The organism is Kangiella aquimarina DSM 16071, from assembly GCF_000374105.1.
GTDB lineage: Bacteria > Pseudomonadota > Gammaproteobacteria > Enterobacterales > Kangiellaceae > Kangiella > Kangiella aquimarina.
The window spans coordinates 655,683-682,665 of the sequence record NZ_KB893651.1; the positions used below are offsets into that span (position 1 = coordinate 655,683).

Sequence of the window (26,983 nt, forward strand, 5' to 3'; positions counted from 1 at the left end):
CGTCACAAAGCTTTTCTATAGTTGCCACCAGATAAAAGAAGGGCAGTGTGCCTTTCTTGCTTATTTAACTGAAACCATGGGGTACAGGATGAAAAACTTTAGTAAGAAGTGTGGCCTGGCAGTGTTGAGCACGCTAGTGGTTAGTTCATTGCATGCTGCGGTTGTTCCAGACACACAAAAGAATAGTAGCTGGTTTAACGAAGGGCAGGCAGCCATTCAAAAACAACTGGCATTAACACCAAAAAACAGAGCTAAAAACGTCATTTTATTTGTCGGTGATGGCTTAGGTGTTTCAACCATTACCGCTGGACGAATATTTGCAGGTCAAAAGCTCGGGATTTCCGGGGAAGAACATCAGTTATCATTCGATAGGATGCCCTATAGCGCCCAAGTCAAAACTTACAATACGAATCAGCAAACTCCAGACTCAGCAGGCACCATGACAGCCATGATGGCTGGTGTAAAAACCAAAGCTGGAGTCATTAACATTGCTCCTGATGCTGAGCGTGGTAATTGTGAAAGTTCCTTGGGGTATGAGCTGACTACAGCACTTGAGTTGGCTGAGCAAAAGGGGTTGTCTACCGGCGTAGTTTCCACTGCCAGAATTACTCATGCAACGCCAGCTGCTACATACGCCAAAGTGCCTGAGCGTAACTGGGAAAGTGACGATAATTTGCCTGAGGAAGCTGTAGCTGCAGGTTGTAAGGATATTGCCTCTCAATTAATTGAGCTTGAAGCGGGTGATGGTATTGATCTGGCGTTTGGTGGTGGTCGTCGCCATTTCCTGCCAGAAGATACTGTCGATAGTGAAGGTAAAAATGGTAAGCGCAAAGATGGACGAGATTTAACCGCTGAATGGTTAGCGCGTTATCAGGGAGAAGCTGCCAGTTATATTGAAACTCAAACAGAGTTTGATGCGCTGGATATAGCAGCGACCAGTAAAGTGTTGGGCTTGTTTAATTCTTCACACATGGAATATGAAGCTGATCGTCAGAATGATATTGGTGGTGAGCCTTCATTAAGTGAGATGACAGGCAAAGCCATTGAATTCCTGAATAAAAACGATAATGGCTATTTCCTGATGGTTGAGTCAGGTCGCATCGATCATGCGCATCATGCCGGTAATGCCTACCGTGCCCTCCGTGATACAGAAGAATTTGCAAAAGCGGTACAGGCTGCAGTGGATAGTACTAACCCTGATGAAACTTTGATTCTTGTTACCGCAGATCATAGTCATGTGTTCACCATCGCTGGTTACCCTCAGCGCGGTAACCCAATTTTGGGTGTGGTTAAAAGTACAGATGCCAATGGTGCGCCTCTTGATGAGCCAAGCCTGGCTGCTGATGGTATGCCTTATACCACTGTCGGTTATGCCAATGGTTTAGGATTTGCGGATTATGGTCCGGGCAATGGTGGTGATCAACGTTACGGCGATGCGGGTTTAAATGGTCGAGTTGATTTAACCACAGTTGATACCACGCAAAGTGGATTCCATCAGGAAGCGTTAGTTCCACTTGGTTCAGAAACTCACGCTGGTGAAGATGTTACCGTTCATGCTCAAGGGCCAGGCGCACAATGGTTGCAGGGTGTCATTGAACAAAACGTTATTTTCCACGTTATCAATCAGGCTGCCGAACTTGGCGGTGAAAAGTATCAGTAACCGCTGCATTCAGCGTATCGAATTGAATTGAGGAAATTATGATGAAAAACACATTTAAATTACTGCCTGTTTTAGTGGCGACCGCCTTGTTAACAGCATGCCCAAGTGATGACGATGATAATACAACGACGCCGCCGGAATCTTCGGTTGATTGGACTAAAACTAATGCCTGGTTTGAAGCAGGCCAGAATACCGTCATTACTGCCAATGAAACTGACGTAAACCTTACCCGCGGTTCTGCTAAAAATGTCATTCTGTTTGTGGGTGATGGTATGGGGGTATCAACGGTTACTGCGGCACGTATTCTGGCGGGACAGATTGAAGGCCAAACAGGTGAAGAGTATCAATTGAGTTTTGATAAGTTTCCAGTGGCAGGTTTACTGAAAACTTATAATACCAATCAACAGACACCTGACTCAGCAGGAACCATGACAGCTATGATCAGCGGCGCTAAGACCAAAGCTGGAGTCATTGGATTGTCTGAAAAAGCATTGCGAGCCGATTGTGCTTCAGGCCAGGGCGAAGAGCTTGTAACTGCTATTGAGCTTGCTGAAATGGCTGGGAAATCAACGGGCATCATCTCAACGGCGCGAATCACCCACGCAACCCCAGCGGCAACTTATGCTAAATCATCGGAACGTAACTGGGAAAGTGATGATGGTTTATCTGAAGAAGCAAAAACTAACGGCTGCAAAGATATTGCACAGCAATTAATCGACTTCAATTATGGTGATGGTATTGATGTGGTTTTAGGCGGTGGACGTCGTCATTTCATACCTAGTTCACTCACAGATGAAGAAGGTAAAAATGGAAAGCGTCAGGATGGGCAAAACCTGATCAGTTTATGGCAGAGCAAACATTCAAATGGTCAGTATGTTTTTGACCAATCAGGTTTTGATGCTGTTGATACAACTGTCGCTGATAAGCTATTAGGCTTATTCAACTCCTCGCATATGGAATATGAAGCGGATAGAGCTAATGACGTAGCGGGAGAACCTTCACTTAGTCAAATGACTGAAAAGTCATTGCAGATTCTGTCAAAGAATGACAAAGGATTTTTCCTGACGGTGGAGTCGGGACGAGTGGACCATGCTCATCACGCGGGTAATGCCTATCGTGCTTTGTATGATGCAGTTGAGTTTGCAAAAGCGATAGAAGTTGCCATGAACTCCGTTGATTTAAATGAAACCCTGATTGTTGTCACAGCGGATCATAGTCACGTGTTAACGCTTGCTGGTTACCCGACCCGCGGCAACCCAATTCTTGGCCTGGTTAAAACTAATGATAGTGCAGGTAATCCTGAGTCAGAACCGGTGCTTGCAGGCGACGAAAGACCCTATACTACCTTGGGGTACACCAATGGCTTAGGTTACGCCAACTATGGTGATGATTCATTTGGTGACCAACGTTATAGCGAGCAACATAACACAGGACGCCACGTTCATACTGATGAGGACACCGAGTCATCAGGTTTCCACCAGGAATCGCTTGTGCCGCTTGGTTCGGAAACACATGCCGGTGAAGATGTTGGTGTTTACGCAATTGGCCCAGGAGCACAACTGTTACGCGGTGTGAATGAGCAAAGTATGGTTTTTCACGCCATTGATTATGCAGCTGATCTGATTAATCAGGCTGAAGTAAACGCCGTTCAGTAAATGAGCTATGAGACTGCGCCCAGTTACTTTCGTTTAGTCATTCCTATTAGTAATTGGTGCGCAGTTTTTTATAAATCCAACGATAAAGTTCATTTTAGAGGTTTTGCATGAACAACATATCAAAATCTATCCTCGTTACCACAGCTGTACTCATGATTCTATTACTGTCAAATGGGCTGTTACTTGCTAAGTCATCTGAAGAGAGCGCAATAAAAGCAAACTATGTCCTCAAAGAGGACGGTAAGTCGCCACAGATAGTAACTATCTGGAAATCCTCAGAGTTTCTGGCTGTTAGTTTTGACACTCATCAGGTTGTTGGTGTTTGGCAGAACTGGAATTCCAGCAATCCGACTTTTTACCAGGTTTATCCGAATGATGAATTTCGAATCGAGTTCTCGCGCATGGAAAGCCAGCAGCAGGTAACTTTAATGAAGCAGCTAAAAGAGCTTGTGGGCCAGTCACGTTTATTGGAAAGGAAAGCTTTCGAAGAAACAACTATCAAAAACTTACACTTAAGTACCGTGGAGGAGGGACCTGAAGTAGCCCAATTACTCCGGAGCTGGGCTAATTTTTCTACTTATGATTATGCAGACATAGGTGACAATGAAGCCATTCCAGAGCTGGCGACTTTGATTCATCAAGGGTTTGTGCCAAATTTTTAAGATTAAGGGTTTATAATTTTTTTTAGTTGGGGGATAATGCGCCCGGCTCTGCTGGTCCCCTCGCAACGAAAGGTTGTGAATCCCGCCAGGCCCGGAAGGGAGCAACGGTAGCAACTGTCTCGTGTGCCGAGGTGTGGCTAGCAGAGTCTTTAATTTCAGTGTTCATAATTTAAGCATTGAAATTAAAAAAAACCGCCAATCTGGCGGTTTTTTTATGCCTTTATAGTTAACCTATCTTTCGGCAGCTGCATTCGCATCAGGATCACTGTTTGGATCAGTGATAGGGGTTATTAAGGTGTGAACGCTCTCCTCATATTCCTTAACTCTGTAAGACTTTCGAAGCTCTGCGATTTTGGCGATTACTTCTTTATCTGCTATTACGCCAGGATTACTTGGATTGCTTACTGTATTCCAGTCATCAATGATGTCGTCATAGATTTCATAGTTTGTTTCATAACGCCATACACATTTTGGGCTGCCTTCAAAAGGTAACCAGTTATCATTATTGCCATAGTCATTATTTACCGCCTGCCAGCAGGAGTCTGAATCGGCAAAAGGGCCAACTGACATGTATTGATAATTTGTTATTCCGTTGTTATTAACGTATGAGATAGCGGTGTAGAAATATCCACCGCAAGTAGTACAGCTTCCAGCTGCATCTGCCGAGTTTGTCATGCCTGCAGCAGCGATAAGACCAGAAGCGAAAAGTGCTTTGCTCAGTGACTTCATTTTATACCTCAAAATTGCTTAGTTTGTATGAAAAGGCATAGGTACCTTGTTTTGCAAACTCACCATAAATGATGACTGCAATTCTGTTGATTAAAACAGCAGGCAAAACAAGGGAAAACTGGGTAGATTCTGGTAAAGCTTTTCTCTAAGTGACTGATAATAGGATGATTTAATTTTTTAAAGTAGGTGGCTAAGCATCATGCAGGATTATTCTATTTTCTCGTAAGTGCTAATTGTGCTATTGTTTGCCCACTTACCAACTAGTCCAATAAAACTGATTAAAAAATGAGCTATCAGGTGCTCGCCCGTAAATGGCGTCCAAAGAATTTCGATGAATTACAAGGCCAGGAACACGTTAGCCGTGCGCTGGTTAATGCCATTGAAAGTGGCCGTTTGCATCATGCTTATTTATTCACCGGCACGCGTGGCGTCGGTAAAACCACTATCGCGCGCATTCTTTCTAAATGTCTTAACTGTGAAACTAACGGTTTAACGTCAAAGCCATGTGGCGAGTGTGCCAGCTGCGTAGAAATTGATGAAGGACGTTTCGTTGACTTGATTGAGGTTGACGCAGCGTCACGCACAAAAGTTGATGACACGCGTGAGCTTCTTGAGAATGTGCAGTACAAACCTACACGCGGCCGCTATAAAGTTTATCTGATCGATGAGGTTCATATGCTCTCTAACAGCTCATTCAATGCGCTGTTAAAAACATTAGAAGAGCCACCAGAACACGTCATATTTTTATTAGCGACTACTGATCCGCAAAAACTACCAGTTACTGTTTTATCGCGTTGTTTGCAGTTCCATTTAAAGCACATGGAAGAGCAGACCATTGCTCAACACCTTGCTTATATCCTGCAGCAGGAATCGATTGATTTTGAGGCGCCAGCGCTTGAGCTGATTTCACGTTCAGCCGAAGGTAGTATGCGGGATGCATTGAGTTTGCTTGATCAGGCAATTGCCTTTGGTCAAGGCAAGGTTCAGGAAGAAGATATCCGTACAATGTTAGGCACTATTGACCACCAGTTTATGGTCAAGCTGCTTGAAGCACTTGCTAATCATGACTCAGCTGCCGCGATTGAAGCTGTTGCAGAAATGAGTCACTATCCGGTTGATTTTGCCGATGCGCTAAAAGAGCTGTTATCACGTATTCATCAGATTGCCATTTTCCAAAGCACTGGCGTGTTATTGGACCAGGCTGCTCCGTACGTAGAAGAGTTTGCAGGCAGAATAGCCAGTGATGATTTACAGCTTTATTATCAGATGGGTTTACATGCTCGTCGCGATCTGGAATGGGCGCCGTCACCAAGGCAGGGACTTGAAATGGCGCTGTTACGAATGCTGGCGTTCCGACTTGAACCCTCACAAGTCATTCAAAACAGCTCAAACCAAACCTCATTAGATTCAGAGGCAAAAAAAAAAGCTAGCCTGAAACCTGCAGAGCCTGTAGCGCAAAAAACTCCTGCCCAGAGTGAGGCAGCTGAGAATGCTCCTGGTGAAAAAGAGCCTGCTCCAAAAGCTGAGCCAGAGCAAAAAACAAAACCAGAACATAAAACAGAACACAAGCCTGAGCCTGCTGCTGCAGTGAGTCGTGAAAATGAACCAGCTCAGGCTATTGCCGATGGCCCAGAAGAACCACCTTTTAATCCTGATGATTATGCCTCCTTCAGTGACGACGAAAAAAACGAAGAATCAATAGCAGAGCAGTATCAGTCTGTAGCTTCCGCACAGGCTAGCGAAGAAGCGAAGCAACCATCAGCAAAATCTTCTTCAGAACAAACTGCTGATACCTCATCGGGACATGACCAGGCCGCACTTGCCAGTCTGCACTCGGCGCTTGGACTTAGCTTTTCCGATGAGCCGGAAGTCGCTCAGGTCAATGAATCAAAAGTCGAGCAAGCTACTCAAGCGGATACTCCCAAACAAACTCAGGCTACAGAGCAAAAGGCTCAGCCAGAAGATGACGACGATTTCAAGTTGGAACCCTTTCAGCCAGAGCCCGCTCAACCTGAACCAGAACCAGAAGTTCAACAAGAGCCGGAGTCAGTAGAGTCGACCAAGACTCACTCAGGGACTAATCTGGAGCAGAATGGGCTTGATGAGAATGATTTTGAGGAGCATAAGCTTGAGGAAAACGACCCACCGGCAACCGAAGAAGCAAAGCAATGGGCTCAGCATGTCAAAAACATGGACTTAACTGGCAGCTATCAGCAAATTGCACAATGCAGTACATGTCAGTGGCAGTCCGATGATAAAATACAGCTTACGGTCGAGCCAGCGCAGGATATTTTGTGTACGGACACAGCCAAACAGGCTATCGAAGAGGCTTTGACAGAATATTTTAAAAAGGCGATTCTGGTAGACTGGCAGTTTGCAGAAGCGCAGGTCGCCACTCCCGCCATGATTTGGCAAAGAGCGGCAAAAGCCAAGCATCGCAAAGCTTGCGAAACCATTTCTAAGCATCCTTTTGCGCAACAGTTGGCGCAAAAGTTTGGTGCAAAACTAGACAAAAGTAGTATCCAGTATATGGATGCTCAGTAAATTTAACTGATTAGTGAGGTCGATATGTTCGGTAAAGGTGGTTTGGGCAACATGATGAAACAAGCCCAACAAATGCAGGAAAAAATGCAAAAAGCCCAAGAAGAAATTGCCAATCTTGAGGTAACAGCAGAAGCAGGCGCAGGCATGGTTAAAGTCACAATGACTGGTCGTCATGATGTTAAGAGAGTAGAAATCGACCCAAGCCTGATGGATGATGATAAAGATCTTCTCGAAGATTTAGTAGCAGCAGCCGTTAATGCCGCAGTACGTAAGGTTGAAGAGACTACTAAAGAACGTATGGCGGAAGTGACGAAGGGGATGAATCTTCCTCCAGGTATGAACCTCCCATTCTAACTTGTTTATTTTTGTGTGTTCTTTGTTAGTTTCGTACTCGAGCTAATCACGTATTTTTATACGCTCAAGCTCTCCGTTCGAAACTGCCGCGAACACGCAAAAATATCCTGCGTTAGAATCTGAGGCATGGTTCAATTTACTGAGTGTTTGGGGAGTGGGATTTTTGTGTTCAGCGCTTCCTCGCTCAGAAAGAAAAATCCTACGTTAAAATCTGAGGTATAGGTTTAATTCTCAGTCTTTTGTAGGTTGGTGATGCACCCAAGGGGCAGTCCCAGCTTGCAAATCCCAACATAAGTTTGATGCATCATAAACCTTTTATAGGCGCTTAAATGCAATCACCATTGATTAAAAAATTGATTGAAGCTTTCACCTGTTTACCAGGTGTCGGTAATAAATCCGCTCAGCGTATGGCGTACTTTTTATTGGAGCGCAATCGCGAAGGCGGTGAGCAATTAGCCGATGCTTTGGTTGCTGCCATGCGGGGTGTAAAACATTGTTCTCGCTGCCGTGATTTCACTGAAGAAGAGTTATGTGGTATTTGTAACTCTGCGGCTCGCGATAATAGTTTGTTATGTGTTGTAGAAAGTCCCGCCGATGTTTATGCCATCGAATCTACTGCGAGCTTTAAAGGGAAGTACTTTGTTCTGATGGGGCACCTTTCTCCATTGGATGGAATTGGCCCTGAAGATTTAGGCTTAGATCAACTCAAGCGGCTAGTTGATGAAGAGAAGCCAGCTGAAATTATTTTGGCGACCAACTCGACAGTTGAAGGCGAAGCCACTGCACATTTCATTGCAGAAATGTTAAAAAATAATGAGGTTGTCCTATCGCGGATTGCTTCAGGCGTTCCTCTTGGTGGTGAACTTGAATACATTGATGGTGGAACCTTGATGCATTCGCTTTCAGGAAGACAGCCTTACCGAAATTAATCGTTTCAATCAGGAGGTTGAGATGAACTTTATCGATAAGGAGATTGAAGAGTACGCGAAGCTTTATACCAGTAATGAGCCAGAACTGTTAAAGGAATTGGCGGAGTTTACTGAAACCAATATGCCAATGGCACAGATGCTGACAGGCAAGATTGAAGGGCGGCTTTTAAAAATGCTAGTGGCCTTGACTGGAGCTAAGTCAATTCTTGAAATTGGTATGTTTACTGGTTATTCAGCACTTTCACTTGCTGAAGCTCTGCCTGAAGATGGGCGTTTGCTAACCTGTGATATCGATGAGGAGGTCGCAAAACTTGCTCAGGAATATTTCGCTCGTAGTTTGCATGGCTCAAAAATCACTGTTCAATTAGGTCCAGCTCTCGAAACCTTGTCAAAAACTAATCAAACATTTGATCTGGTTTTTCTCGATGCCGACAAAGAAAACTATGTCGAGTATTACCAGTCGATAATTCCTAAATTAAATTCCAATGGTCTTTTGGTTATCGATAACTGTCTATGGTCAGGGAAAGTCCTTGAGCCTCAGGCTGAAACCGATGTCGCCATTCATAAACTCAATCAATTAATTGTCACTGATCCTAGGGTAGAAAACGTCGTATTAACAGTACGTGATGGTGTTAATTTGGTACGAAAGCTTTAAAATCAATTGCTTAACATAGCTTTAGTATAAAAACTACACAGACTGATACAAAACTGGTAATGTATTTTTTGTTTCAGTAATAAATACTAATCCGTTGTTAATTTATTTCATTATGCAGTTCGGGTAGGTGCGCATGAGTACACAAAATGCTAATTGGGCAAATCGCCTAAAATTTCTTGGTTTAGCCTCTATTTCTCTAGCTTTGATCAGTTGCAGCTCTGGTTCGGATTCTGAGCCGAATCCTCCATCTGAAGAACAATTGTCCTGGACTCAGGGAGTTTTTGAAGATGAAGATAATTTCAAAGATTTTTGTGAGGTTCCAAGAACGGGTAATGATATTGACGGAGATCCATGGCCGGATAAGCCAGGCTCAACCTTGCATGAAAATTTTTGGTTAAGGTCCTGGAGCAACAATACCTACCTTTGGTATGACGAAATTCAGGATCAAAATCCGGCAAACTTCAATGACCCTCTAGATTATTTTGATGTATTAAAAACAACGGCAGTGACTTCTTCGGGTAATCCAAAAGACCGATTCCACTACACATATGATACTGATGTATATGAGCAGTTAGTTTCATCTGGCGCTTCGGCTGGTTATGGTGCTGAATGGGTACTGCTTCAGGCTTCTCCTCCTCGTGATGTCCGAGTTGCTTTCACAGAGCCTAACTCTCCAGCGACTAATGCTAACTTGGTACGCGGCGTAAAAATTTTAGAAGTTGATGGCGTCGATATGATCAACGGTAATGACGTTGATACGTTAAACGCAGGTTTATTCCCAAGTAGTGCAGGTGAGAGCCATGAGTTCCTGATAGAAGAGCCTGGTGGTGCTACTCGAACCGTAACTATGACCTCGGCAGTTGTAACAACCGATCCAGTGCAAAATGAGAAAATCATAGCAACTGGTACAGGTGATGTTGGTTATCTAACCTTTAATACTTTCGGTATTGTTGATGCAGAAGCCGAATTGATTGATGCATTTGAAACTTTCGAATCTCAGGGCATCAGCGATTTGGTTGTTGACCTTCGCTATAACGGTGGTGGTTTCCTGGCGATTTCCAGCCAGCTGGCTTACATGGTTGCCGGAAGCACTGCTACCAGTGGTAGAACCTACAACCAGCAGGTATTCAATGATCAGCACCCGAACACAAACCCTGTCACTGGCAGCGCCTTATCACCAACGCCTTTCTACAGTACTTCGCTTGGTTTCTCTGTAAATCAGGGACAGGCACTTCCACAATTGAACCTTAATCGTGTGTTCGTGCTATCTGATGGCGGAACCTGTTCAGCCAGTGAGGCGTTTATCAATGGCCTAAGAGGAGTTGATATTGAAGTCATATTAATCGGTGACGATACTTGTGGTAAGCCTTACGGTTTCTATGCGACGGATAACTGCGGCATCACTTACTTTACCATTCAGTTCCGTGGCGAAAATGAAAAAGGTTTTGGCGACTATGCTGATGGCTTTGTAATTGGCGGTAGTGATAACGGCCAGGATGTTGTTCGTGGTTGCTTAGTTGCTGATGACTTTGATCACTTGCTCGGTGATGAGCAGGAAGCGAGACTTGCAGCAGCTTTAAGTTATCGTCAAACAGGTTCATGCCCAGCAGCAACCAAACCACTGCAGCAGGAAACCTACAAGCCTTCCAGCAGGTATGATGAGAACTCTCTGTTCAACTCTGCTATTTTGCGTGATCGTATGTTCTTGAAACAGAACCTGATCCTGTCAGAGCCCAAATAGAAATGGTGCTCAAACCTATATTGGTCATTACCTCGGTGGTCTTGCTGGCTTCGGCCTGCAAGACCATTGAACCTGCTCAGGCCAAACCAGCAGTTATCAGTAATTCTTCGCCTGAAACTACCGCAGAGTTAACCCAATTAGTATCGACAATTTACGGTGGGCGATCAATAACCTTAGCGCCTGATGTATTAACCGAGACCAATATCCTTTCTATTCAAATAGCACCGCACAAAAAAGATGGGCTTCCGGTCATGGGGGCCATCCAAGAGATGCCTCGCCAGTTTCAATTACTGAAACATGAAGATGACTGTTACCTGTACGACTCTCAGAACGATACCCTGTATCCGTTAGAAACGATTCGATGCTCGCAGATTAAGATTCCATAATCTGTATTCGAACCCTTGAATTTCAGCCTCCAGCCCCCAAATTCCTAGCAAGTTTTAACCTTTCTTATTTATTGCTGAATCAATAACGGAGATTTGTTATGTCGGTAGCGGCTGAAAAACAAACACATTCATTTCAAACAGAAGTTAAACAGTTATTACACCTGATGGTGCATTCTTTGTATTCCAACAAAGAAATTTTCCTGCGTGAGCTAATTTCAAACGCGGCTGACGCCGCTGACAAGCTGCGCTTTAAGGCATTGGATGATGCCAGCCTGTTAGCAGATGATCCAGAGCTTCGAATCCGCATTACTGCTGATAAAGATGCCAAGACCCTAACCATTTCCGATAATGGTATAGGTATGACCGAAGAAGAGGTCATTGCTCATCTTGGAACGATTGCAAAATCGGGTACTGCTGACTTTTTAAGCAAGCTAACCGGTGATAAAAAGAAAGATTCAAAACTGATTGGTCAGTTTGGCGTGGGTTTTTATTCTGCCTTTATCGTTGCTGATAAAGTGACTGTCGTGACGCGTGGCGCGGGTGTTGCTGCTGATCAGGCTGTGATCTGGGAATCTGCGGGAGATGGTGAATTTACCATTGAACCGACCACTAAAGATACTCGGGGCACTGATATTATTCTTCACCTGAAAGACGGTGAGGAAGAGTTCCTTGAGGATTACCGCCTACGCAACATTATCGGCAAGTATTCTGACCATATTTCGCTGCCTGTTGAGATGCACAAAATGCATCATGGGGAGGACAAAGATAAGCCACAAGAGCCAGAGTTTGAAGCCGTCAACAAGGCAACTGCCTTGTGGACTCGTCCTAAGCCAGAAATCACTGATGAAGAATATCAGGAATTTTACAAGCATGTTGCGCATGACTTTCAGGATGCCTTGACCTGGAGTCACAATCAGGTAGAGGGTAAACAGGAATATACTAGCTTGCTATACATTCCGGCGAAAGCACCTTTCGACATGTGGAACCGCGATCGTGTTCGCGGTGTAAAGCTTTATGTGCAGCGCGTTTTCATTATGGACGATGCTGAACAATTCCTGCCGGTCTATTTGCGTTTTGTGCGTGGTCTGATTGATTCCAATGATTTGCCATTGAACGTATCGCGCGAAATTCTGCAGGACAGCTCAGTGACTCGATCCTTACGTTCAGCAACCGTCAGCCGTGTGTTGAAAATGCTTGAGCAGTTAGCCAAAAAAGACCTGGAAAAGTATCAGCGGTTCTGGAATGAATTTGGCCAAGTCTTGAAGGAAGGTCCGGGCGAAGATTTTGCCAACAAGGAAAAGATTGCAGGACTATTCCGCTTCAGCTCAACCCACACAGACAGCAAGGAACAAACCGTTTCTCTGGATGATTACATTGAGCGTATGAAGCCCGAGCAAGACAAGATTTATTATATTGCGACCGACAGCTTCCTCGCAGCTAAGAACAGCCCGCACCTGGAAATCTTCCGCAAGAAAGGTATCGAAGTTCTATTGATGCATGATCGCATCGATGAATGGACGGTGTCGCACTTGCAGGAATATAAAGGCAAGCAATTTGTATCTGTTACCCAGGGTTCATTGGATTTAGGTAACCTTGAAGATGCAGAGGACAAAAAAGCTCAAGAGCAGGCGTCCAAAGAACATGAAGATTTAGTCAATCGTGTAAAAGACGTATTAGGTGATAAAGTAGCTGATGTTCGAATTACCTTACGCCTGACCAACACGCCAGCATGTATCGTAGCGGGTGAGGGCGATATGCCACTGCAAATCGTTAAAATGATGCAGGCAGCAGGCCAGCCAGTGCCAGACGTTAAGCCTGTGTTTGAACTCAACCCTGAACATGCTTTGATTCAGTTAGTTGAAAAAGAACAGGATCAAGACCAGTTCAACGAATGGGTAGACGTATTATTCGACCAGGCGCAGCTTGCTGAAGCAGGGCAACTAGAAGACCCCGCCAGCTTTGCCGCCAAACTCAACAAGCTGTTATTGAAATTGGCGAACTAGCATCATCAATGCTTGAAATTAAAAGCCCGCATATGCGGGCTTTTTTGTAATCGATATTTTGAGCAAGATATCGATATTGGGCAAACTGTTCTTATTATTGTCGAATACCGGTATCTCGATACTGCTTTTTATTGGTTCCAATAAAGATTACTCTCTGTTTTATAAAGAAATTAAGAATATCCCCTTTGTGATTAGGAGACCGGCTAATCCTCGAAATGCGACCGCGCGAAGAGCTAATGGTGACCAGGAAATCGAAACTTGTAAAAAAAGATCAATGATAATAAAGTCTTACAAACAAATTCGTATCATAAAATGTTAGGCGAAAATGAAGATCGAAGACATCAGAAGAATGGAAAGCGCTCTGAATGTAAAACTACCTTCGGACTTTGTTGACTTCATGATTTCAGAAAGAAATTATGATGCTATTGATGAAGTAAGTGTTTTTAATGATGCAAATACTATTATCGAAGCAACGATTGCTTATAGGCAGGGCAAATGGAATCAACAGTGGTCCATGCAGCTTGTTTATATCGGTGATGAATCTGATGCATGTCCCTATGCGCTTGACTGTATCTCGGGTGAGCTAAAAAGGCTAGATCATGGAAGTATTGAAATTAAACCTTTAGAGACCTTCAGATCGTTCCAAGAGTTTCTTACTAATAGATACAATGACTACCAGGAATATCTTGAAAGTGAAAATGCTCCTCCATTAACTGGATTTGCAAAATTACGAAGTGACTTGGTCTTCAACTTGCGGTGTTATGGCCCTGTAATGGTTGCACTATTAATTTTCTTCGTTGTCTTACCAACGATAGCTTACTCTATAAGGGAGTTATTTAGATGGATAACCGGGTAGCGCCTAACAAGACCATGTTGCTGACTCGGTTCGCTCACCGCATATGCCGGCGTTATGATTAGAGAGAACACTATGAAATTAATATTAATATTCACTGGATTTATATTCCTATCCGCCAATGCTTTAGCCAATGAAGAAAGCTTCATGGAAGAGTATTACGATAAACAAGATGGTGATTTAATTAACGTTATGTCACCCTGTGACCCTGGCTGTCATGTTGAAATAGAGATTGGAAATAATGTTTTTTCTAGTATAACGAGCGGAATTGGCTGGGAAAGATTGTACGAGCTAGAAGATGAGGAAGATAGCTCCATAACCTTAAATTATTCTTTTGAAAAAGGTGTTTATGTAGTTCATTCCAGTACTAACACAATTTTCAGTCTTAATGGAAAGTTGGAGCATCATCCAATCGACTTTGCATTAAGCAATTGTTTCTCCAAGCCTTCAGGGCAAACAACGATGGGTATGGTAGCTTGTTTGAGGGGAGCAGAAGAAACTTGGGATGTTGAATTAAATAGAATATATGAAGATTTAGGTGGTGCAAACAACTCACTTTTAAAATCTACTCAGCTAGCTTGGATATCATATCGTGACTCCCAGTATAGTTTGTTCAATTCGTGGCTTGACTCTAAGCAAGGCTCGAAATGGATTTACGCCATATCAAAAGGGCGAGTGCTTCTAATTAGGCAACAAGTTGAGCATTTGCAATCTTTTTACACGGGTTATTAAGCTTCATAACAAATTAGACAAATGGCGCCGTAACCGATGCCTATGTTAAAGGCCTTATATAAATTGCGTCTCGTATGCACATATGTTTCTAGCTTACCATGTATTGAATTGCTAGAATCTCTTTAACGTTATTTTGATTTACCGCCTTTGGCGGTTTTTTTATGGTTCAGTTTTTAAACAGTCGATTATTTAAAGTGTTGTTTGTGATTGCTTGTTTGGCGATTTTTGCGATGTCGTTGATGCCAGGGAAGCAGTTGCCGAAGGATTTACCTTGGGACAAGGCTTTGCATTTTATTGGTTACGCAGGTTTGGCGTTTCTGGCACGGATGGGTTCGAAGAAGCATCCAAGCTGGCAGATTGTGATTGGCTGTATCCTTTTTTCCCTTCTTATTGAGTTTCTACAGCAATTTATACCGAATCGTGGTTTTGAGTGGCTGGATCTACTAGCTAATACGTTAGGAGTTTTGACTGGAGTGCTGCTAGGTAAGGTGATGAAACCTTACCTAAAGCAATAGAGCTTACTCTACAAAAGGCGCGTAGCCGCAATGGAGCTGTACACCGGTCAAGATATCAGACTTGTTTCCAGAGCCTGCATCAAAGTGTAATCGTACCCCTGTAGCCATTTCCCCTGCAGGGCAATTAACACGCTGTTTCCATGTATCGCAATTGGGACGCTTAAAGGTTTCTACCTGAGTATTGCCGTTACCGTCTTTACCAAATAAGGTATAACCTTTTACCCTTCCTGAGTTTGAGTGGCATACCCGAATCCCAGTTATATACAAACCAACCTCTACTTTTCCCTTGGAGCCTGATGGGGCGGAGCCGATGCATCTTTCAATTGTGTCTGGCCATGTTGTTCTAAAGCCCACCTGTACCCAGCAGGGCTTGTCATACTTTTCCTTGACCCAGAATGAAGTCATATTATTGGTAAAGCCGGGTTTTTGATGGTCTGACTGGATGTTACCTGCATCGCCTGAGACTGGTGTGATAGCAAAACTGGTTAGTGGTAACAGAGAAAAAATTAGTGCTAATAGTGTTTTCATTGATTCCTTCCTTCCTTAGTGTTGTTTCCCCAAAAACAATCCGATTGTAATCAATCGGTTAAATGGCACACAGAGATAATGTCTTAGGTTTTTGTGCGACATTATCACTTGTCACGATGGTCATTTGTCCATCATCACCGTATTTTGATGGAATTAGGTGCTTGATTACCATTCATGCCTCACTTAGACCAAATTCGCGGTTTTTTTACTTGAGATACCATGCCATTCCAAGTATCTTTAGCGCCTTATAACTCATACTTTGCGACAACTTGTAGGAGATTTCGCAGATGCGCATAATTTTGCTTGGCGCGCCAGGTGCTGGTAAGGGTACACAGGCTCAATTCATTAAAGAAAAGTACAATATTCCTCAGATTTCGACCGGGGATATGTTACGCGCGGCGGTAAAAGCCGGAACTGAGCTTGGTTTACAGGCCAAACAAAAGATGGATGCTGGTGAATTGGTGTCAGACGACATTATCATCGGAATTGTCAAAGAGCGTGTAAAAGAGGCTGATTGTGCAAATGGTTACCTGCTTGACGGTTTCCCTCGCACGATTCCACAAGCTGACGCGATGCGTGAAAACAATATCGATGTTGATTATGTTGTTGAGATCGATGTTGATCACGAAGAGATTGTTAAGCGTTTGAGCGGTCGTCGTGTCCATCCTGCTTCAGGTCGCGTGTATCATGTGACTTATAATCCGCCAAAAGAGGCGGGTAAAGATGATGTAACGGGTGAGCCACTGATTCAGCGTGACGATGATAAAGAAGATACCATCCGTCGTCGCCTGGCGGTTTATGTTGAGCAGACTAAGCCTTTGATTGAGTATTACTCTGACTGGGCGGCCAAAGATTCAGATGCAGCTCCGGAATACGTTAGAGTTGAAGGTGTTGGTTCTGTTGAAGATATTCGTGACGCAATTTTCACAGGCTTAAAAGCATAATCTGCGCACCTTTAGTTTTACCGAATAAGAGAGGCTGTTTTTGAAAAAACAAGGAGTTCTCCTCTGTAATTTAGGAACACCTGACGAACCGACTCCGAAAGCGGTTCGTCGCTATCTTGCCGAGTTTCTTCATGATTACCGTGTAGTGTCGCTTACCCGCTGGGTCTGGTGTCTTATCCTACACGGTATTATTTTGCGTATTCGTCCTGCCAAAGTTGCTAAACTGTACAAGTCTATCTGGACACGAGAAGGTTCGCCTTTGCTTGCCATTACTCAGCGCCAGCGAAAAAAACTCCAGATTATGATGAACGATCGTTTTGTGGAGCAGGAATACGGTAAGCATATCCCTGTTGAGATAGCCATGGCGTATGGCAACCCATCGATTCCGAAGGCTTTAAAGGCACTTAAGAATCAGGGCTGTGAACGAATCATTGTGTTACCGCTTTACCCTCAGTATAGCTCAGCATCAACGGCTTCGATTTTTGATCGGGTCGCTAAAGCCATGAAGCAAGAATTTTTTGTTCCAGAGTTCACCTTTGTGGGTGACTATCACGATAACCCTTTGTATATCAAAGCACTTGCCGATTCGATTCAACGTCATTGGAATGAGCACGGCAAGGCCGATAAGTTATTGTTTTCATATCATGGTGTGCCAGAACGTTTCAGCAAAGGTGGTGACCCTTATGAGCAACAGTGCCATAAAACTACCGAGCTGGTCATTAAGGAACTTGGTTTGGAAGAAGGCGATTACCTAACTTCGTTTCAGTCGCGTTTTGGTAAGGAAGAATGGATTAAGCCTTATACCGATGCGACTCTTGAAACCTGGGGCAAAGAGGGTGTTGAGTCAGTACAGGTCATTTGCCCAGCCTTTAGTGCTGATTGTCTTGAAACGCTGGAAGAAATCGCTGAAGAAAATAAAGACGTGTTTATTGAACATGGTGGTAAGCGTTACGAGTATATTCCTGCTTTAAATGATGATGATGCCCATGTTGAAATGATGCTCACATTGATTGAGCAGCGTTTGCTTAAATAGCTGAATAAGCATTTCTGACCAATGGCCTCATTAGCTTCCCTAGAAGAACTCTTTTCTGCTGATGGCCTGTTGGCTGATTATTTCGAAGGCTTTGTCCGACGTTCCGAGCAGGAGCAAATGGCGCAGTCGATTGAGTCAGCCATCCACGACGAAACCTCAATCTGTATTGAAGCTGGAACCGGAACCGGTAAAACCTTTGCCTATCTGGTTCCTGCTCTAAAGAGCTGGTATGAGCAAGATACTAAAATCATCGTGTCCACCGGCACCAAGAACCTTCAGGATCAGCTCTACTTTCGTGACCTTCCAGATATCTGTAAAGCTCTATCTATCTCTCCAAAAATAGCCTTGCTTAAGGGGCGTAATAACTATTTATGCCAATACCGTCTTCAACAAAGCCTGGAAAGTGGCCGTTTCCAAAGTCGCTCCATGGTGGATACCTTAAGTCGAGTTAATGACTGGTCTGTGCAAACCTCTAGCGGTGACCTGACTCAATGTACTGATCTGGCTGACAATGACCCTCTCTGGTCCTATGTGACTTCAACCAATGAAAACTGCCTGGGCTCAGAATGCCCAGATTATGCTGAATGCTTTGTTGCTAAAGCCCGTCAGAGAGCGGTTACAGCTGATGTTGTCGTGGTCAATCATCATTTGCTATTGGCTGACATGGTGCTGAAGGAAGATGGTTTCGGTGAGTTGTTACCGGATGCTGATATCGTGGTGGTTGATGAGGCACATCAGCTGGCGGATATTGCACATAGCTTTTATGGCAGACGACTGACCAGCAGGCAGTTGATGGAAATTTGCCGCGATACAGAGCTTGAAGCTTTGACTAACGCTAAAGATGATCGTCAGTTATCGGTAGCGGTTCGTCGGGTTGAAGGTGCTGTTAACGAGATTCGATTGAGTCTTGGGGAGTCTGGTCAGAAGAAAAATTGGCAACAGATTGTTAACCCACAGCGAAAGCAATTATTTGCTGAACTCAAGAAAGAGCTGAGCGCTCTGCACAGTCGATTGGAGCGACATGCTTCCCGCTCTAAAGGTTTGGATTCATGTCATAAACGTGCCGAAGAATGTTTACATACTCTGGCATTTTTCAGCGATAAAGATCAGGAGCTCACTGCTGTTCGCTGGGTAGAAACCTATCGCCAGGGTTTTGCTGTACTGGAAACACCGCTCGACGTGTCTCAAGCATTTGCACAAAGCTGCCGTGAGCAATCAACACGTACTTGGGTTTTTACTTCAGCCACCATTACTCAAGCCAGCAGTAAAGGTACGAGTGACTTCAAACATTTTAAAGAGCGACTTGGTCTTGATGAGGCCCGAGATCTGGAACTGCCCAGTCCTTTTGATTATGACGCTCAGGCTTTACTTCATATTCCTCGTGGTCTGGCAGACCCACGTTCAAAAGACTTTATTAATAGCTGGCAACAGGCTGTATTACCGATAGTTGAAGCGAATCCGGGAGGGACATTCGTACTTTTCACCAGCTATTCCGCCATGCATCAGGTGCAGGAGCTTTGGAAAGATAAGCTGCTGGATAAAACAGTATTGATGCAGGGTGAGAAGCCAAAGAATCAACTGATAGAAGATTTTCGGGAAACGGGCAATGCAGTCTTATTGGCGACCTCCAGTTTCTGGGAAGGCGTTGATGTCAAAGGCTTGGCGCTCAGTTGCGTCATCATCGATAAATTGCCTTTTGCTGCGCCGGATGAACCCCTCATCGAAGCAAAAATTCAGGCTATGCGTAAATCGGGTAAGAATCCGTTTTTTGATTTACAAATCCCTGAAGCCATCATTGCTCTTAAACAGGGCGCTGGGCGCTTAATTCGCGACCAGACTGATCGCGGGGTGCTGGTACTATGTGATCCACGATTGATCGCTAATGCTTACGGTAAGCGATTCCTCCGCAGCTTGCCGCCAATGCGTCGTACGCGCGAACAGAAGACTGTGATAGAATTTCTGAAAAATCTAACTCAAGACTGATTAATTTCCATGTCAAATATCCTTGTCATTGACACTTCTACTGAAGCCTGCTCGGTTGCATTACAGGCAGGCAACCAAGTTTATTCAAACTATAAGGTTGCTCCTCGTCAGCATGGCGAGCTGGTTTTGCCGATGGTTGATAGCTTGTTGGAGCAGGCGCAGATTAAACTGAACGATCTTGATGTGATTGGTTATGGACAAGGCCCAGGAGCTTTTACTGGCTTACGAATATGCATCAGTATTGTGCAGGGACTTGCTTATGGAGCAGGACTTCCAGTAGTTGGAGTATCCAGTTTGCAGGCTATGGCACAAGCTGCCTATCAAAGCACTGGTGAGAAGAATATCCTGTCGGCTATTAATGCACGAATGGGCGAGGTTTATTGGGGCGTGTATCAATTGCAGGAAGGCCTCATGACATTGGTTGGTGAAGAGGAAGTGGCTGACCCGGATTCTGTCACCATTAGCCAATTGGATTCGTCTATTATCTATAGAGCTGTTGGAAGCGGCTGGCAAACTTACCCTGACCAGCTGGCGCAACGAAGCAATGTATCGTTGGTGATTGAAGAAGAGGTTTCTTTTCCTGATGCTGAGAAGATGTTGCCCTGGGTTTCAGAGCAATTAGCAAAAGGGGAGGCTGTCGATGCAGAGCAAGCTCAACCCGTATATTTGCGTAACAATGTGGCAAAAAAAGTCTCAGAGCAGGGTAAGCCTGCATGAATCTCTAAAATTCAGGAAGTGTTCATAGACTTTGTGTTACACATAAAGCAATATGAGTTAAGTGTCTGATTTTAATTAACCTGTGGAATTAAGACAGACCAGATAAAGGGAGGCATTTAATGCGACAGTATTTTAAATTTTTATCAGTTGGTGCAATGGCTGGTTTGCTAGCGGCTTGTGCAAATGTGCCTGATTCAATTGAATTCGAAGAAGCTAACCGCGTTCAATTTGCGCAGGTAGCGCAAAGTCCGGCAAACTATGCCGGAGAAGAAGTTCGCTGGGGTGGTGTTATTGCCCGAGTGGAAAATCTTGAAAAAGATACTTTGATAGAAGTTGTTAACTTACCGTTGGACCGTCAAGCTCGTCCAGTTAAAGACAGCCAGACAGGCGGTCGCTTCATCGCACGCGTTCCAGGCTTCCTTGATCCAATGATCTACCAGAAAGGTAAAGAAATTACTTTTGTCGGTATGTTGGGTGAGCCAATGCCCGGCAAAGTTGGGAAACATGAAATTAATTTCCCAGTGGTAGATACGCGAAGTCATTATTTGTGGAAAGAACGTCCACGTCGTGAATATGTAGAAGTTTATTCAATGTGGGATCCGTACTGGTTTTATCATCGTCCTTACCATTGGCCTTACTATTATCGTTATCGAGTCATCCGTGAGTATGAACCTCGTATCGATCCGAATCTTGATAAACAGCCAAATGATCCGCCGATGCCAAAGACCAGGGTTCAACCACGTAGTCCTGAACCTGAGGTCAGAGTTCAGCCGACACCAAGTCCAAGACCGGCTAGCAAACCACGAGTTAGTCCGAAGTTAGGTGACGGGTTTATAAAGCAGAAATAATTACAAGTATCTTGGTCATCTAAAAAGCCGCTCGCAATCGTTAGCGGCTTTTTTTATTTAAATGGAATAGCTTAAACTGACTTTTTATTGATTAGCCTTCGCCAGATTCGGCGAATGCTATGGTCTGCTTGGAGCGGTGAATGAAGCGTCCAAGCAGTAGGATTGCTGCAACGGTCAGTCCGAAAATGATACCTATCCAGAAGCCCTGAACTTTGAGGTCCATGTGGTCGGCCAAATAAATTCCAATCGGGAATCCTATTAGCCAATAAGCAATGGCCATGTAAACCGTTGGAATTTTAGTGTCTTTCATGCCTCTTAGAGCACCTGCACTGTTAACTTGAAGACCATCGGAGAATTGGAAAATAGCGGCCAAGAATATCAGTGAGGCTGAGATCTCGATAATCGCCTGGTTATCGGTATAGACTCCCACCAGCTCATAACGGAAGAAGAGCATTATGGTTACCGATACAGCCTGAAAAAATAGGCTGGCACCTATCCCACAAAATCCTGAAAGCCGCATCTGACGATAGTCCTGTCTGCCCATCCAATAGCCAACGCGAGCTGTGATTGCAATCGAAAGTCCCCAGGGCACCATAAAGGCAACGGTGGCGATGTTCATGGCTATCTGATGGGCACCAGTCAGGTCCACTCCGTAGCGGGCAACCAGAATGCCGATCATGCCAAACATGCTGACTTCCATAAGTAGACCGAGCGACATCGGGGTTCCAATTGAGAAAAATTCTTTGATTAACTGCCAGGTTGGCAGGCGAACTTTCTTAAAAATATTAAGGCTGGCAAAAGATGGGTTACGCCAGGTAAAAAATAATAAAAATAGGAACAGCAGAGTCCAGACAACGCTGGTTGCATATCCAACACCAATGGCCCCCATAGCTGGCACTCCAAAACCACCATAGATAAACCAAGTGTTAAACAGCAGGTTAAAAGGGATTACCATGAAGGAGCAAATCATGATGATTTTGGTAGAGAATAGTCCCTCATTTCCCGAACGTAAGGCTATAAACAAGAAGGCGAAAACGCAGCCCCAGCTGAGTGCTTTCAGGTAGCCACCAGTGGTTTCAACGATAGCTTCCTCTACGCCCAGCAGCGTTAGAAAAGGATCTACATTGCGTAACAATATAAAGGTGATGATGCCGAAAATAATGGCCAAAAACATGCCCATTTGGAATGTCTTACCAATGCTTTCCATTTTTCCCTGGCCGTTAAAATGCGCCACCATCGGGTTGATGGCCATCATCAATCCCATGAATAGAGAAAATATAATCATAAAGGCATTAAAGCCGGTACCCACAGCGGCGAGAGCATTACTGCTGTAGTTACCAGCCATTAATGTATCGATAACACCCAGCGACATCTGGGCTAGTTGGGCAAGAATGGCAGGTATAGCAATTCTGATGATTGCACTGGTTTCATGGCGAATATCTTGCCATGAGTGACTGCTGTGATTTGATGTCTTGTTGTCAGCAGAATCTGCCATGAGAAACCTGTCTTATTAATTCACTTTGATTTACAAAAGCCCTCGTTTAAGGAGGGCTATTTATTATATATCGAATGAGGCCGGCTTTATTGCACCGAGGCCCAGGGCAAAAGCTAGAAAATCATTTGAGATGTTCTTATCCAGCAAAGCCAATTGTTCTGAGGAGCACTCAAATGTCCGATTCAATTGATTGACGATTGGGGTCAGGCTGGAATCCATCGCCTGGTATTCACCATTGATAAATAACCAAAGATCGTCGTGTTTTTCAATGTAAGTTATTCGAGCTAAGGGTTCAGCTTTTATGCCTTCTTCCTGGGCAAGCTCTATCCACTCAATTAACTCATCCTCCGATGGAACTTCTAATAATTCGGGGTACTTTAATTCAGTAACCTCTTTGCCAAACGCGGCAAGGTAATCCTCTGAAGCCCAAAGCTGACTGAGTTGCTGCTGCGCCCACTGGCGCATATCATCAGTTAACTCTCCGCTATTAGACTCAACAGTCAGTTTGTCTTCATCGCTCCACAGTTGGTCTAACTCTGTGTGGGGTAGTTGCATCAGCTTATGTATGATGCCGCCAATATTAGGCGCGCGAAAGCCAACGGAGTAACAGATACTATTACCTATCGACTCACCCCAGTGTGGTGTATTTGGTGGTATGTAAAGCATGTCGCCTGGATTGACGATGACATCGATTTCCGCATCAAATGGCTCAATTTGCGCGATTTGTGGATGAGGGCTGACTGCTATAGTGTCTTGGTTTTTATGCCCTACACGCCAGCGTCTTTGGCCGTCACCCTGAATTAAGAAAACGTCATATTTATCCAAGTGAGGTCCAACTCCGCCACCATTTGTCGCGTATGACACCATGACATCATCTAGCCGCCAACGTGGGATAAAACTGCATGCCTTGATTAGCTCAGATAGCGGTGGATGAAAGTAGTCCAGTGACTGTACAAGTAAAGTCCAATTTTCTTCCTTTAGTTCGGCAAACCTGGTTTCATCAATAGGACCGTGTTCCAGTTGCCAATTCTGTTCATCGCATTGAATCAATCGAGATTCGATGTCTTCTTCCAGGCTATAACCTGCTAACTCTTCTGGACTTATCAGTGCATTTTCGCCTGACACCAGTGCAGAAGAAAACGCCCCTCGGATTAACAAGGGGCGCTTTTGCCAGTATTCCTTCAGGAATTGCTCAGGACTGATGTCACCGAGGATATTGCTCATATTTGGCCTAGTACCATTTAGATTTTTTTAGTCTGACTAACAGCATTACCGATATAAGTTGCAGGGGTTAACTGTTTAAGACGCTGCTTTTCATCTTCTGGTAGCTCAAGAGAATCGATGAAAGCCTGCATGTCCTCGCGGGTAACACGCTTACCACGAGTCAATTCTTTTAGCTTCTCATAAGGGTTAGGGATTGCATATCGACGCATGACTGTTTGAATTGGCTCAGCCAATAATTCCCAGTTAGCGTTTAATTCGTCCAGTAATGATTTTTCATTAACTTCCAGCTTAGAGATGCCTTTTAGAGTTGCCTGGTAGGCGATTACGCTGTGCGCATAACCAACACCTAAAACACGCTGTACTGTAGAGTCTGATAAATCACGTTGCCAGCGAGAAATTGGCAGTTTCATCGCAAGATGATCAAATAACGCATTGGCAATGCCAAGGTTGCCTTCTGAATTTTCAAAGTCAATTGGGTTAACTTTGTGAGGCATCGTTGATGAGCCAATTTCTCCTGCAATCGTTTTTTGCTTGAAGTGACCCAATGCGATATAGCCCCATACATCACGGTCAAAATCGATGACAATGGTATTGAAGCGTGCAATTGCATCGAACAGTTCGGCCATATAATCGTGCGGTTCGATCTGAGTCGTGTAGGGATTCCAGGTCAAACCAAGAGAAGTTACGAACTTTTCAGCGAATGACTGCCAGTCAAAATCTGGGTAAGCAGAAAGATGGGCGTTGTAGTTACCTACGGCACCATTAATCTTTCCTAAAATCTCCTGGTTCTGAATCTGCTTTAGTTGACGCTCAAGTCTATAGACCACGTTAGCCATTTCCTTGCCCATGGTAGAAGGCGAGGCTGGTTGACCATGAGTACGCGACATCATTGGAATTTCTACAAATTGATCTGCGAGGCTTCGAATCGATTGGCAAATCTCTTGCTGATACTTAGCAAGCGCTTCTGTGCCTTCTTTCAGCATCAAGGCATATGACAGGTTATTGATGTCTTCAGAGGTGCAGGCGAAGTGGATAAACTCACTGACGTTATCCAATTCATTGCTGTGACGAATTTTTTCTTTCAGGAAATACTCAACAGCTTTCACATCGTGATTGGTGGTTCGTTCAATTTCCTTAATCTTTTCTGCATCACTTTCGGCAAAATAATCCACAATACTGTTCAACAGCTGGTTCGCCTCGTCAGAAAACGCCGGAACTTCTTTAATGGCATCTGCCTGAGCTAGAGCCTGTAGCCAGCGGACCTCAACCGTAACTCGGTATTTGAGTAGTCCGAATTCACTAAAGATACTTCGTAAATCAGTGACTTTTGAGCCATAGCGGCCATCGACAGGTGAAATTGCTGTTAGTGCTGAAAGTTGCATGAGATGTTTCCCGTTACTGGTTTCCAAACTTAAAGAAGATCTGAATGAAATTAGGGTAAATTCACTGTTCGATCATGCGATATGACGCTTGAACTTATACCCGTCAGCCCAATTAAGCAGGGCTTTTTTCGAAACGCGGATCATACCGCAACTGACGCTTTTTGGCATCTATAAAACAGGTTCTAAGAGATATTGATAGGCTAATGCGACAATTCTTTACAAAAATATGGAAATATTCGGTTTTATTTTGCTGTCTTTTTTGTCAATATCCGCGGCAATTCGTTTAGTTGCTCAAGGCAAAGTTGATTTATGGTTAAGTGGTGGGTTTTGGCTGGTCTGATATTGGTGACTCTGGTCGCATGTGATGATGGACAGCCTGTTGGTGTTGAAGGTAAAGTCACCAACAAAGAAAGTAAAGAGCTGATTGAGCGGATGGAGTGGGTTGAAAATGCTAATATCGAGCTTTTAGCAAAGGAGAAGCTGAAATCATCTAAACGCTTTTTAGCGGTTCTTAATGATGGGGAGATCTTTATTCCGGGCTTGTCTGAAGATGTTTCTGAAATGGTTGTCACTAACGGAGACTATGAGGTTTTAGCGGGCATGTCGGATGTTGTTTATAACTCACGTCACGCAGAGCTTCGTGTAAAAACCCGTGATTTCGCAACGGCTTACAACAAGACGTTGATTAATTTAATCAAATCAAATTCATAACATATTGTTCCAATTAAAAAAGCCAGCGTACGCTGGCTTTTTGTATTTTAGAATACGGCGAGATTAAAGGTTGAGAATATCGATAATTTCGCGGGTATTCTCCATGACGCGGATGATTTTGCCTTCTACCTCAATAATCTTGCTACCTACCGGACCGATTGGTAGTCGCTGGCGTAAATCATAAGGCAGGGGACGTCCGTAGCGGTAGACATCATCTGACAGCACCTCACCACGCTGTAGTTTCATTTCCCAACCCGGAGGCAATTCTCCTGTACGTTGGTATTTCTTCTGTAGACCTTTAGGTAGCTGTTTCTGCTTACCGCCATAATCATGGTCATGATAGTACTCACGAATAATGCGAATTTCATCATCGTGGAAGATTCCACCACGCTCAGCTTTTGCTGCGACATTAGCCTGATTCTGGCTATTGCCCTGATTGTTTTTGGGGCCTTTATACATCGCATAACTGCTTGAAATACCAAGCACTAGGGTTATAGCTGTCATACTCAATAGGGGCTTTATCAACTTCATTATGATACCTCATTGATTTTGTTAAGCTTGAATATAGCATAGCAATATGCAACTGAATATTGACTTAATGGCCTTATGAGGGGCTTTTCACATCCGCAGAACCTCGACACCCACCTTACTAGCCGCCAGCTATATAAGATATGGCTCACATTCTATAAAGCCTGTGTTA

The 26,983-nt window shown here is 44.1% G+C and carries 25 protein-coding genes and 1 other RNA gene; 20 read left to right on the top strand and 6 right to left on the bottom strand.

Going from position 1 to position 26,983, the window contains the following annotated elements; translation table 11 throughout:
• The first annotated feature begins 88 nt into the window (after nt 1–88).
• From B158_RS0112385 to ffs, 4 genes are all read left to right on the top strand, one after another.
• Entirely contained in the window at nt 89–1,660 is a 1,572-nt protein-coding gene (locus B158_RS0112385) for an alkaline phosphatase (protein WP_018625707.1), read from the top strand.
• Between the two features lie 41 nt (nt 1,661–1,701).
• Nucleotides 1,702–3,315: an alkaline phosphatase gene (locus tag B158_RS0112390; RefSeq protein ID WP_018625708.1), complete on the top strand. Its 1,614-nt coding sequence runs from the start codon at nt 1,702–1,704 to the stop codon at nt 3,313–3,315.
• 107 nt (nt 3,316–3,422) lie between these two features.
• A complete protein-coding gene (locus B158_RS0112395) occupies nt 3,423–3,977 on the top strand; it encodes a hypothetical protein (RefSeq protein ID WP_169334658.1) in 555 nt (184 codons plus the stop codon).
• Between the two features lie 49 nt (nt 3,978–4,026).
• Nucleotides 4,027–4,123, top strand: an RNA gene (gene ffs / locus B158_RS13350) — signal recognition particle sRNA small type.
• 85 nt (nt 4,124–4,208) lie between these two features.
• Here the strand turns inward: ffs and B158_RS0112400 are convergent.
• On the bottom strand, nt 4,209–4,706 hold the full coding sequence (locus B158_RS0112400) for a hypothetical protein (protein ID WP_018625710.1): 498 nt from the start codon (nt 4,704–4,706) through the stop codon (nt 4,209–4,211).
• Between the two features lie 285 nt (nt 4,707–4,991).
• Between B158_RS0112400 and dnaX the strand changes: the two genes are divergently transcribed.
• From dnaX to B158_RS0112450, 10 genes are all read left to right on the top strand, one after another.
• On the top strand, nt 4,992–7,250 hold the full coding sequence (dnaX, locus tag B158_RS0112405; protein ID WP_018625711.1) for a DNA polymerase III subunit gamma/tau: 2,259 nt from the start codon (nt 4,992–4,994) through the stop codon (nt 7,248–7,250).
• 24 nt (nt 7,251–7,274) lie between these two features.
• On the top strand, nt 7,275–7,604 hold the full coding sequence (locus B158_RS0112410) for a YbaB/EbfC family nucleoid-associated protein (RefSeq protein WP_018625712.1): 330 nt from the start codon (nt 7,275–7,277) through the stop codon (nt 7,602–7,604).
• A gap of 329 nt (nt 7,605–7,933) precedes the next feature.
• Nucleotides 7,934–8,533 carry a recombination mediator RecR gene (gene recR / locus B158_RS0112415; protein WP_018625713.1) on the top strand — a complete coding sequence of 200 codons (600 nt, stop codon included), beginning with the start codon at nt 7,934–7,936 and terminating at the stop codon, nt 8,531–8,533.
• A gap of 22 nt (nt 8,534–8,555) precedes the next feature.
• A complete protein-coding gene (locus B158_RS0112420; protein WP_018625715.1) occupies nt 8,556–9,188 on the top strand; it encodes an O-methyltransferase in 633 nt (210 codons plus the stop codon).
• A 133-nt stretch (nt 9,189–9,321) separates the two neighbouring features.
• Nucleotides 9,322–10,929 carry a S41 family peptidase gene (locus B158_RS0112425; RefSeq protein WP_018625717.1) on the top strand — a complete coding sequence of 536 codons (1,608 nt, stop codon included), beginning with the start codon at nt 9,322–9,324 and terminating at the stop codon, nt 10,927–10,929.
• Nucleotides 10,930–10,931: 2 nt separating this feature from the next.
• Nucleotides 10,932–11,315, top strand: a complete 384-nt coding sequence (locus tag B158_RS0112430) for a hypothetical protein (RefSeq protein ID WP_018625719.1) — start codon at nt 10,932–10,934, stop codon at nt 11,313–11,315.
• A 98-nt stretch (nt 11,316–11,413) separates the two neighbouring features.
• The gene (gene htpG / locus B158_RS0112435) at nt 11,414–13,318 is read left to right on the top strand and encodes a molecular chaperone HtpG (protein WP_018625720.1); all 1,905 of its coding nucleotides are present in this window, start codon (nt 11,414–11,416) and stop codon (nt 13,316–13,318) included.
• 325 nt (nt 13,319–13,643) lie between these two features.
• On the top strand, nt 13,644–14,174 hold the full coding sequence (locus B158_RS0112440) for an SMI1/KNR4 family protein (RefSeq protein WP_018625721.1): 531 nt from the start codon (nt 13,644–13,646) through the stop codon (nt 14,172–14,174).
• Nucleotides 14,175–14,246: 72 nt separating this feature from the next.
• Entirely contained in the window at nt 14,247–14,903 is a 657-nt protein-coding gene (locus B158_RS0112445) for a lysozyme inhibitor LprI family protein (protein ID WP_018625722.1), read from the top strand.
• 161 nt (nt 14,904–15,064) lie between these two features.
• On the top strand, nt 15,065–15,418 hold the full coding sequence (locus B158_RS0112450) for a VanZ family protein (RefSeq protein WP_018625723.1): 354 nt from the start codon (nt 15,065–15,067) through the stop codon (nt 15,416–15,418).
• 3 nt (nt 15,419–15,421) lie between these two features.
• On the opposite strand, the gene B158_RS0112455 is transcribed toward B158_RS0112450, so the two are convergent.
• Complete coding sequence (locus B158_RS0112455; RefSeq protein ID WP_018625724.1) at nt 15,422–15,946, bottom strand: hypothetical protein; 525 nt, start codon at nt 15,944–15,946, stop codon at nt 15,422–15,424.
• Nucleotides 15,947–16,233: 287 nt separating this feature from the next.
• On the opposite strand from B158_RS0112455, the gene adk reads away from it, so the two are divergent.
• From adk to B158_RS13150, 5 genes are all read left to right on the top strand, one after another.
• Nucleotides 16,234–16,890, top strand: coding sequence for an adenylate kinase (adk, locus tag B158_RS0112460; protein WP_018625725.1), 657 nt, complete (start codon nt 16,234–16,236; stop codon nt 16,888–16,890).
• 40 nt (nt 16,891–16,930) lie between these two features.
• Nucleotides 16,931–17,923, top strand: coding sequence for a ferrochelatase (gene hemH / locus B158_RS0112465; protein WP_018625726.1), 993 nt, complete (start codon nt 16,931–16,933; stop codon nt 17,921–17,923).
• Between the two features lie 21 nt (nt 17,924–17,944).
• On the top strand, nt 17,945–19,906 hold the full coding sequence (locus B158_RS0112470; protein ID WP_018625727.1) for an ATP-dependent DNA helicase: 1,962 nt from the start codon (nt 17,945–17,947) through the stop codon (nt 19,904–19,906).
• 9 nt (nt 19,907–19,915) lie between these two features.
• On the top strand, nt 19,916–20,623 hold the full coding sequence (gene tsaB / locus B158_RS0112475) for a tRNA (adenosine(37)-N6)-threonylcarbamoyltransferase complex dimerization subunit type 1 TsaB (protein WP_018625728.1): 708 nt from the start codon (nt 19,916–19,918) through the stop codon (nt 20,621–20,623).
• Between the two features lie 119 nt (nt 20,624–20,742).
• Entirely contained in the window at nt 20,743–21,471 is a 729-nt protein-coding gene (locus B158_RS13150) for a Slp family lipoprotein (RefSeq protein ID WP_018625729.1), read from the top strand.
• Nucleotides 21,472–21,562: 91 nt separating this feature from the next.
• Here B158_RS13150 and B158_RS0112485 read toward each other — a convergent pair whose 3' ends face one another.
• The 3 genes from B158_RS0112485 to purB all read right to left on the bottom strand — a co-directional run bounded on the left by B158_RS0112485 (nt 21,563) and on the right by purB (nt 25,572).
• A complete protein-coding gene (locus B158_RS0112485) occupies nt 21,563–22,966 on the bottom strand; it encodes an MATE family efflux transporter (RefSeq protein WP_018625730.1) in 1,404 nt (467 codons plus the stop codon).
• A gap of 63 nt (nt 22,967–23,029) precedes the next feature.
• Nucleotides 23,030–24,190, bottom strand: a complete 1,161-nt coding sequence (locus B158_RS0112490) for a cupin domain-containing protein (protein ID WP_018625731.1) — start codon at nt 24,188–24,190, stop codon at nt 23,030–23,032.
• 17 nt (nt 24,191–24,207) lie between these two features.
• Complete coding sequence (gene purB / locus B158_RS0112495; protein ID WP_018625732.1) at nt 24,208–25,572, bottom strand: adenylosuccinate lyase; 1,365 nt, start codon at nt 25,570–25,572, stop codon at nt 24,208–24,210.
• Between the two features lie 309 nt (nt 25,573–25,881).
• Between purB and B158_RS0112500 the strand changes: the two genes are divergently transcribed.
• Nucleotides 25,882–26,283, top strand: coding sequence for a hypothetical protein (locus B158_RS0112500; RefSeq protein ID WP_018625733.1), 402 nt, complete (start codon nt 25,882–25,884; stop codon nt 26,281–26,283).
• A gap of 63 nt (nt 26,284–26,346) precedes the next feature.
• Here the strand turns inward: B158_RS0112500 and B158_RS0112505 are convergent, their stop codons facing one another.
• Nucleotides 26,347–26,814 (bottom strand): hypothetical protein, encoded by a 468-nt coding sequence (locus B158_RS0112505; protein ID WP_228127104.1) that lies wholly within the window; start codon nt 26,812–26,814, stop codon nt 26,347–26,349.
• Nucleotides 26,815–26,983 lie beyond the last annotated feature (169 nt).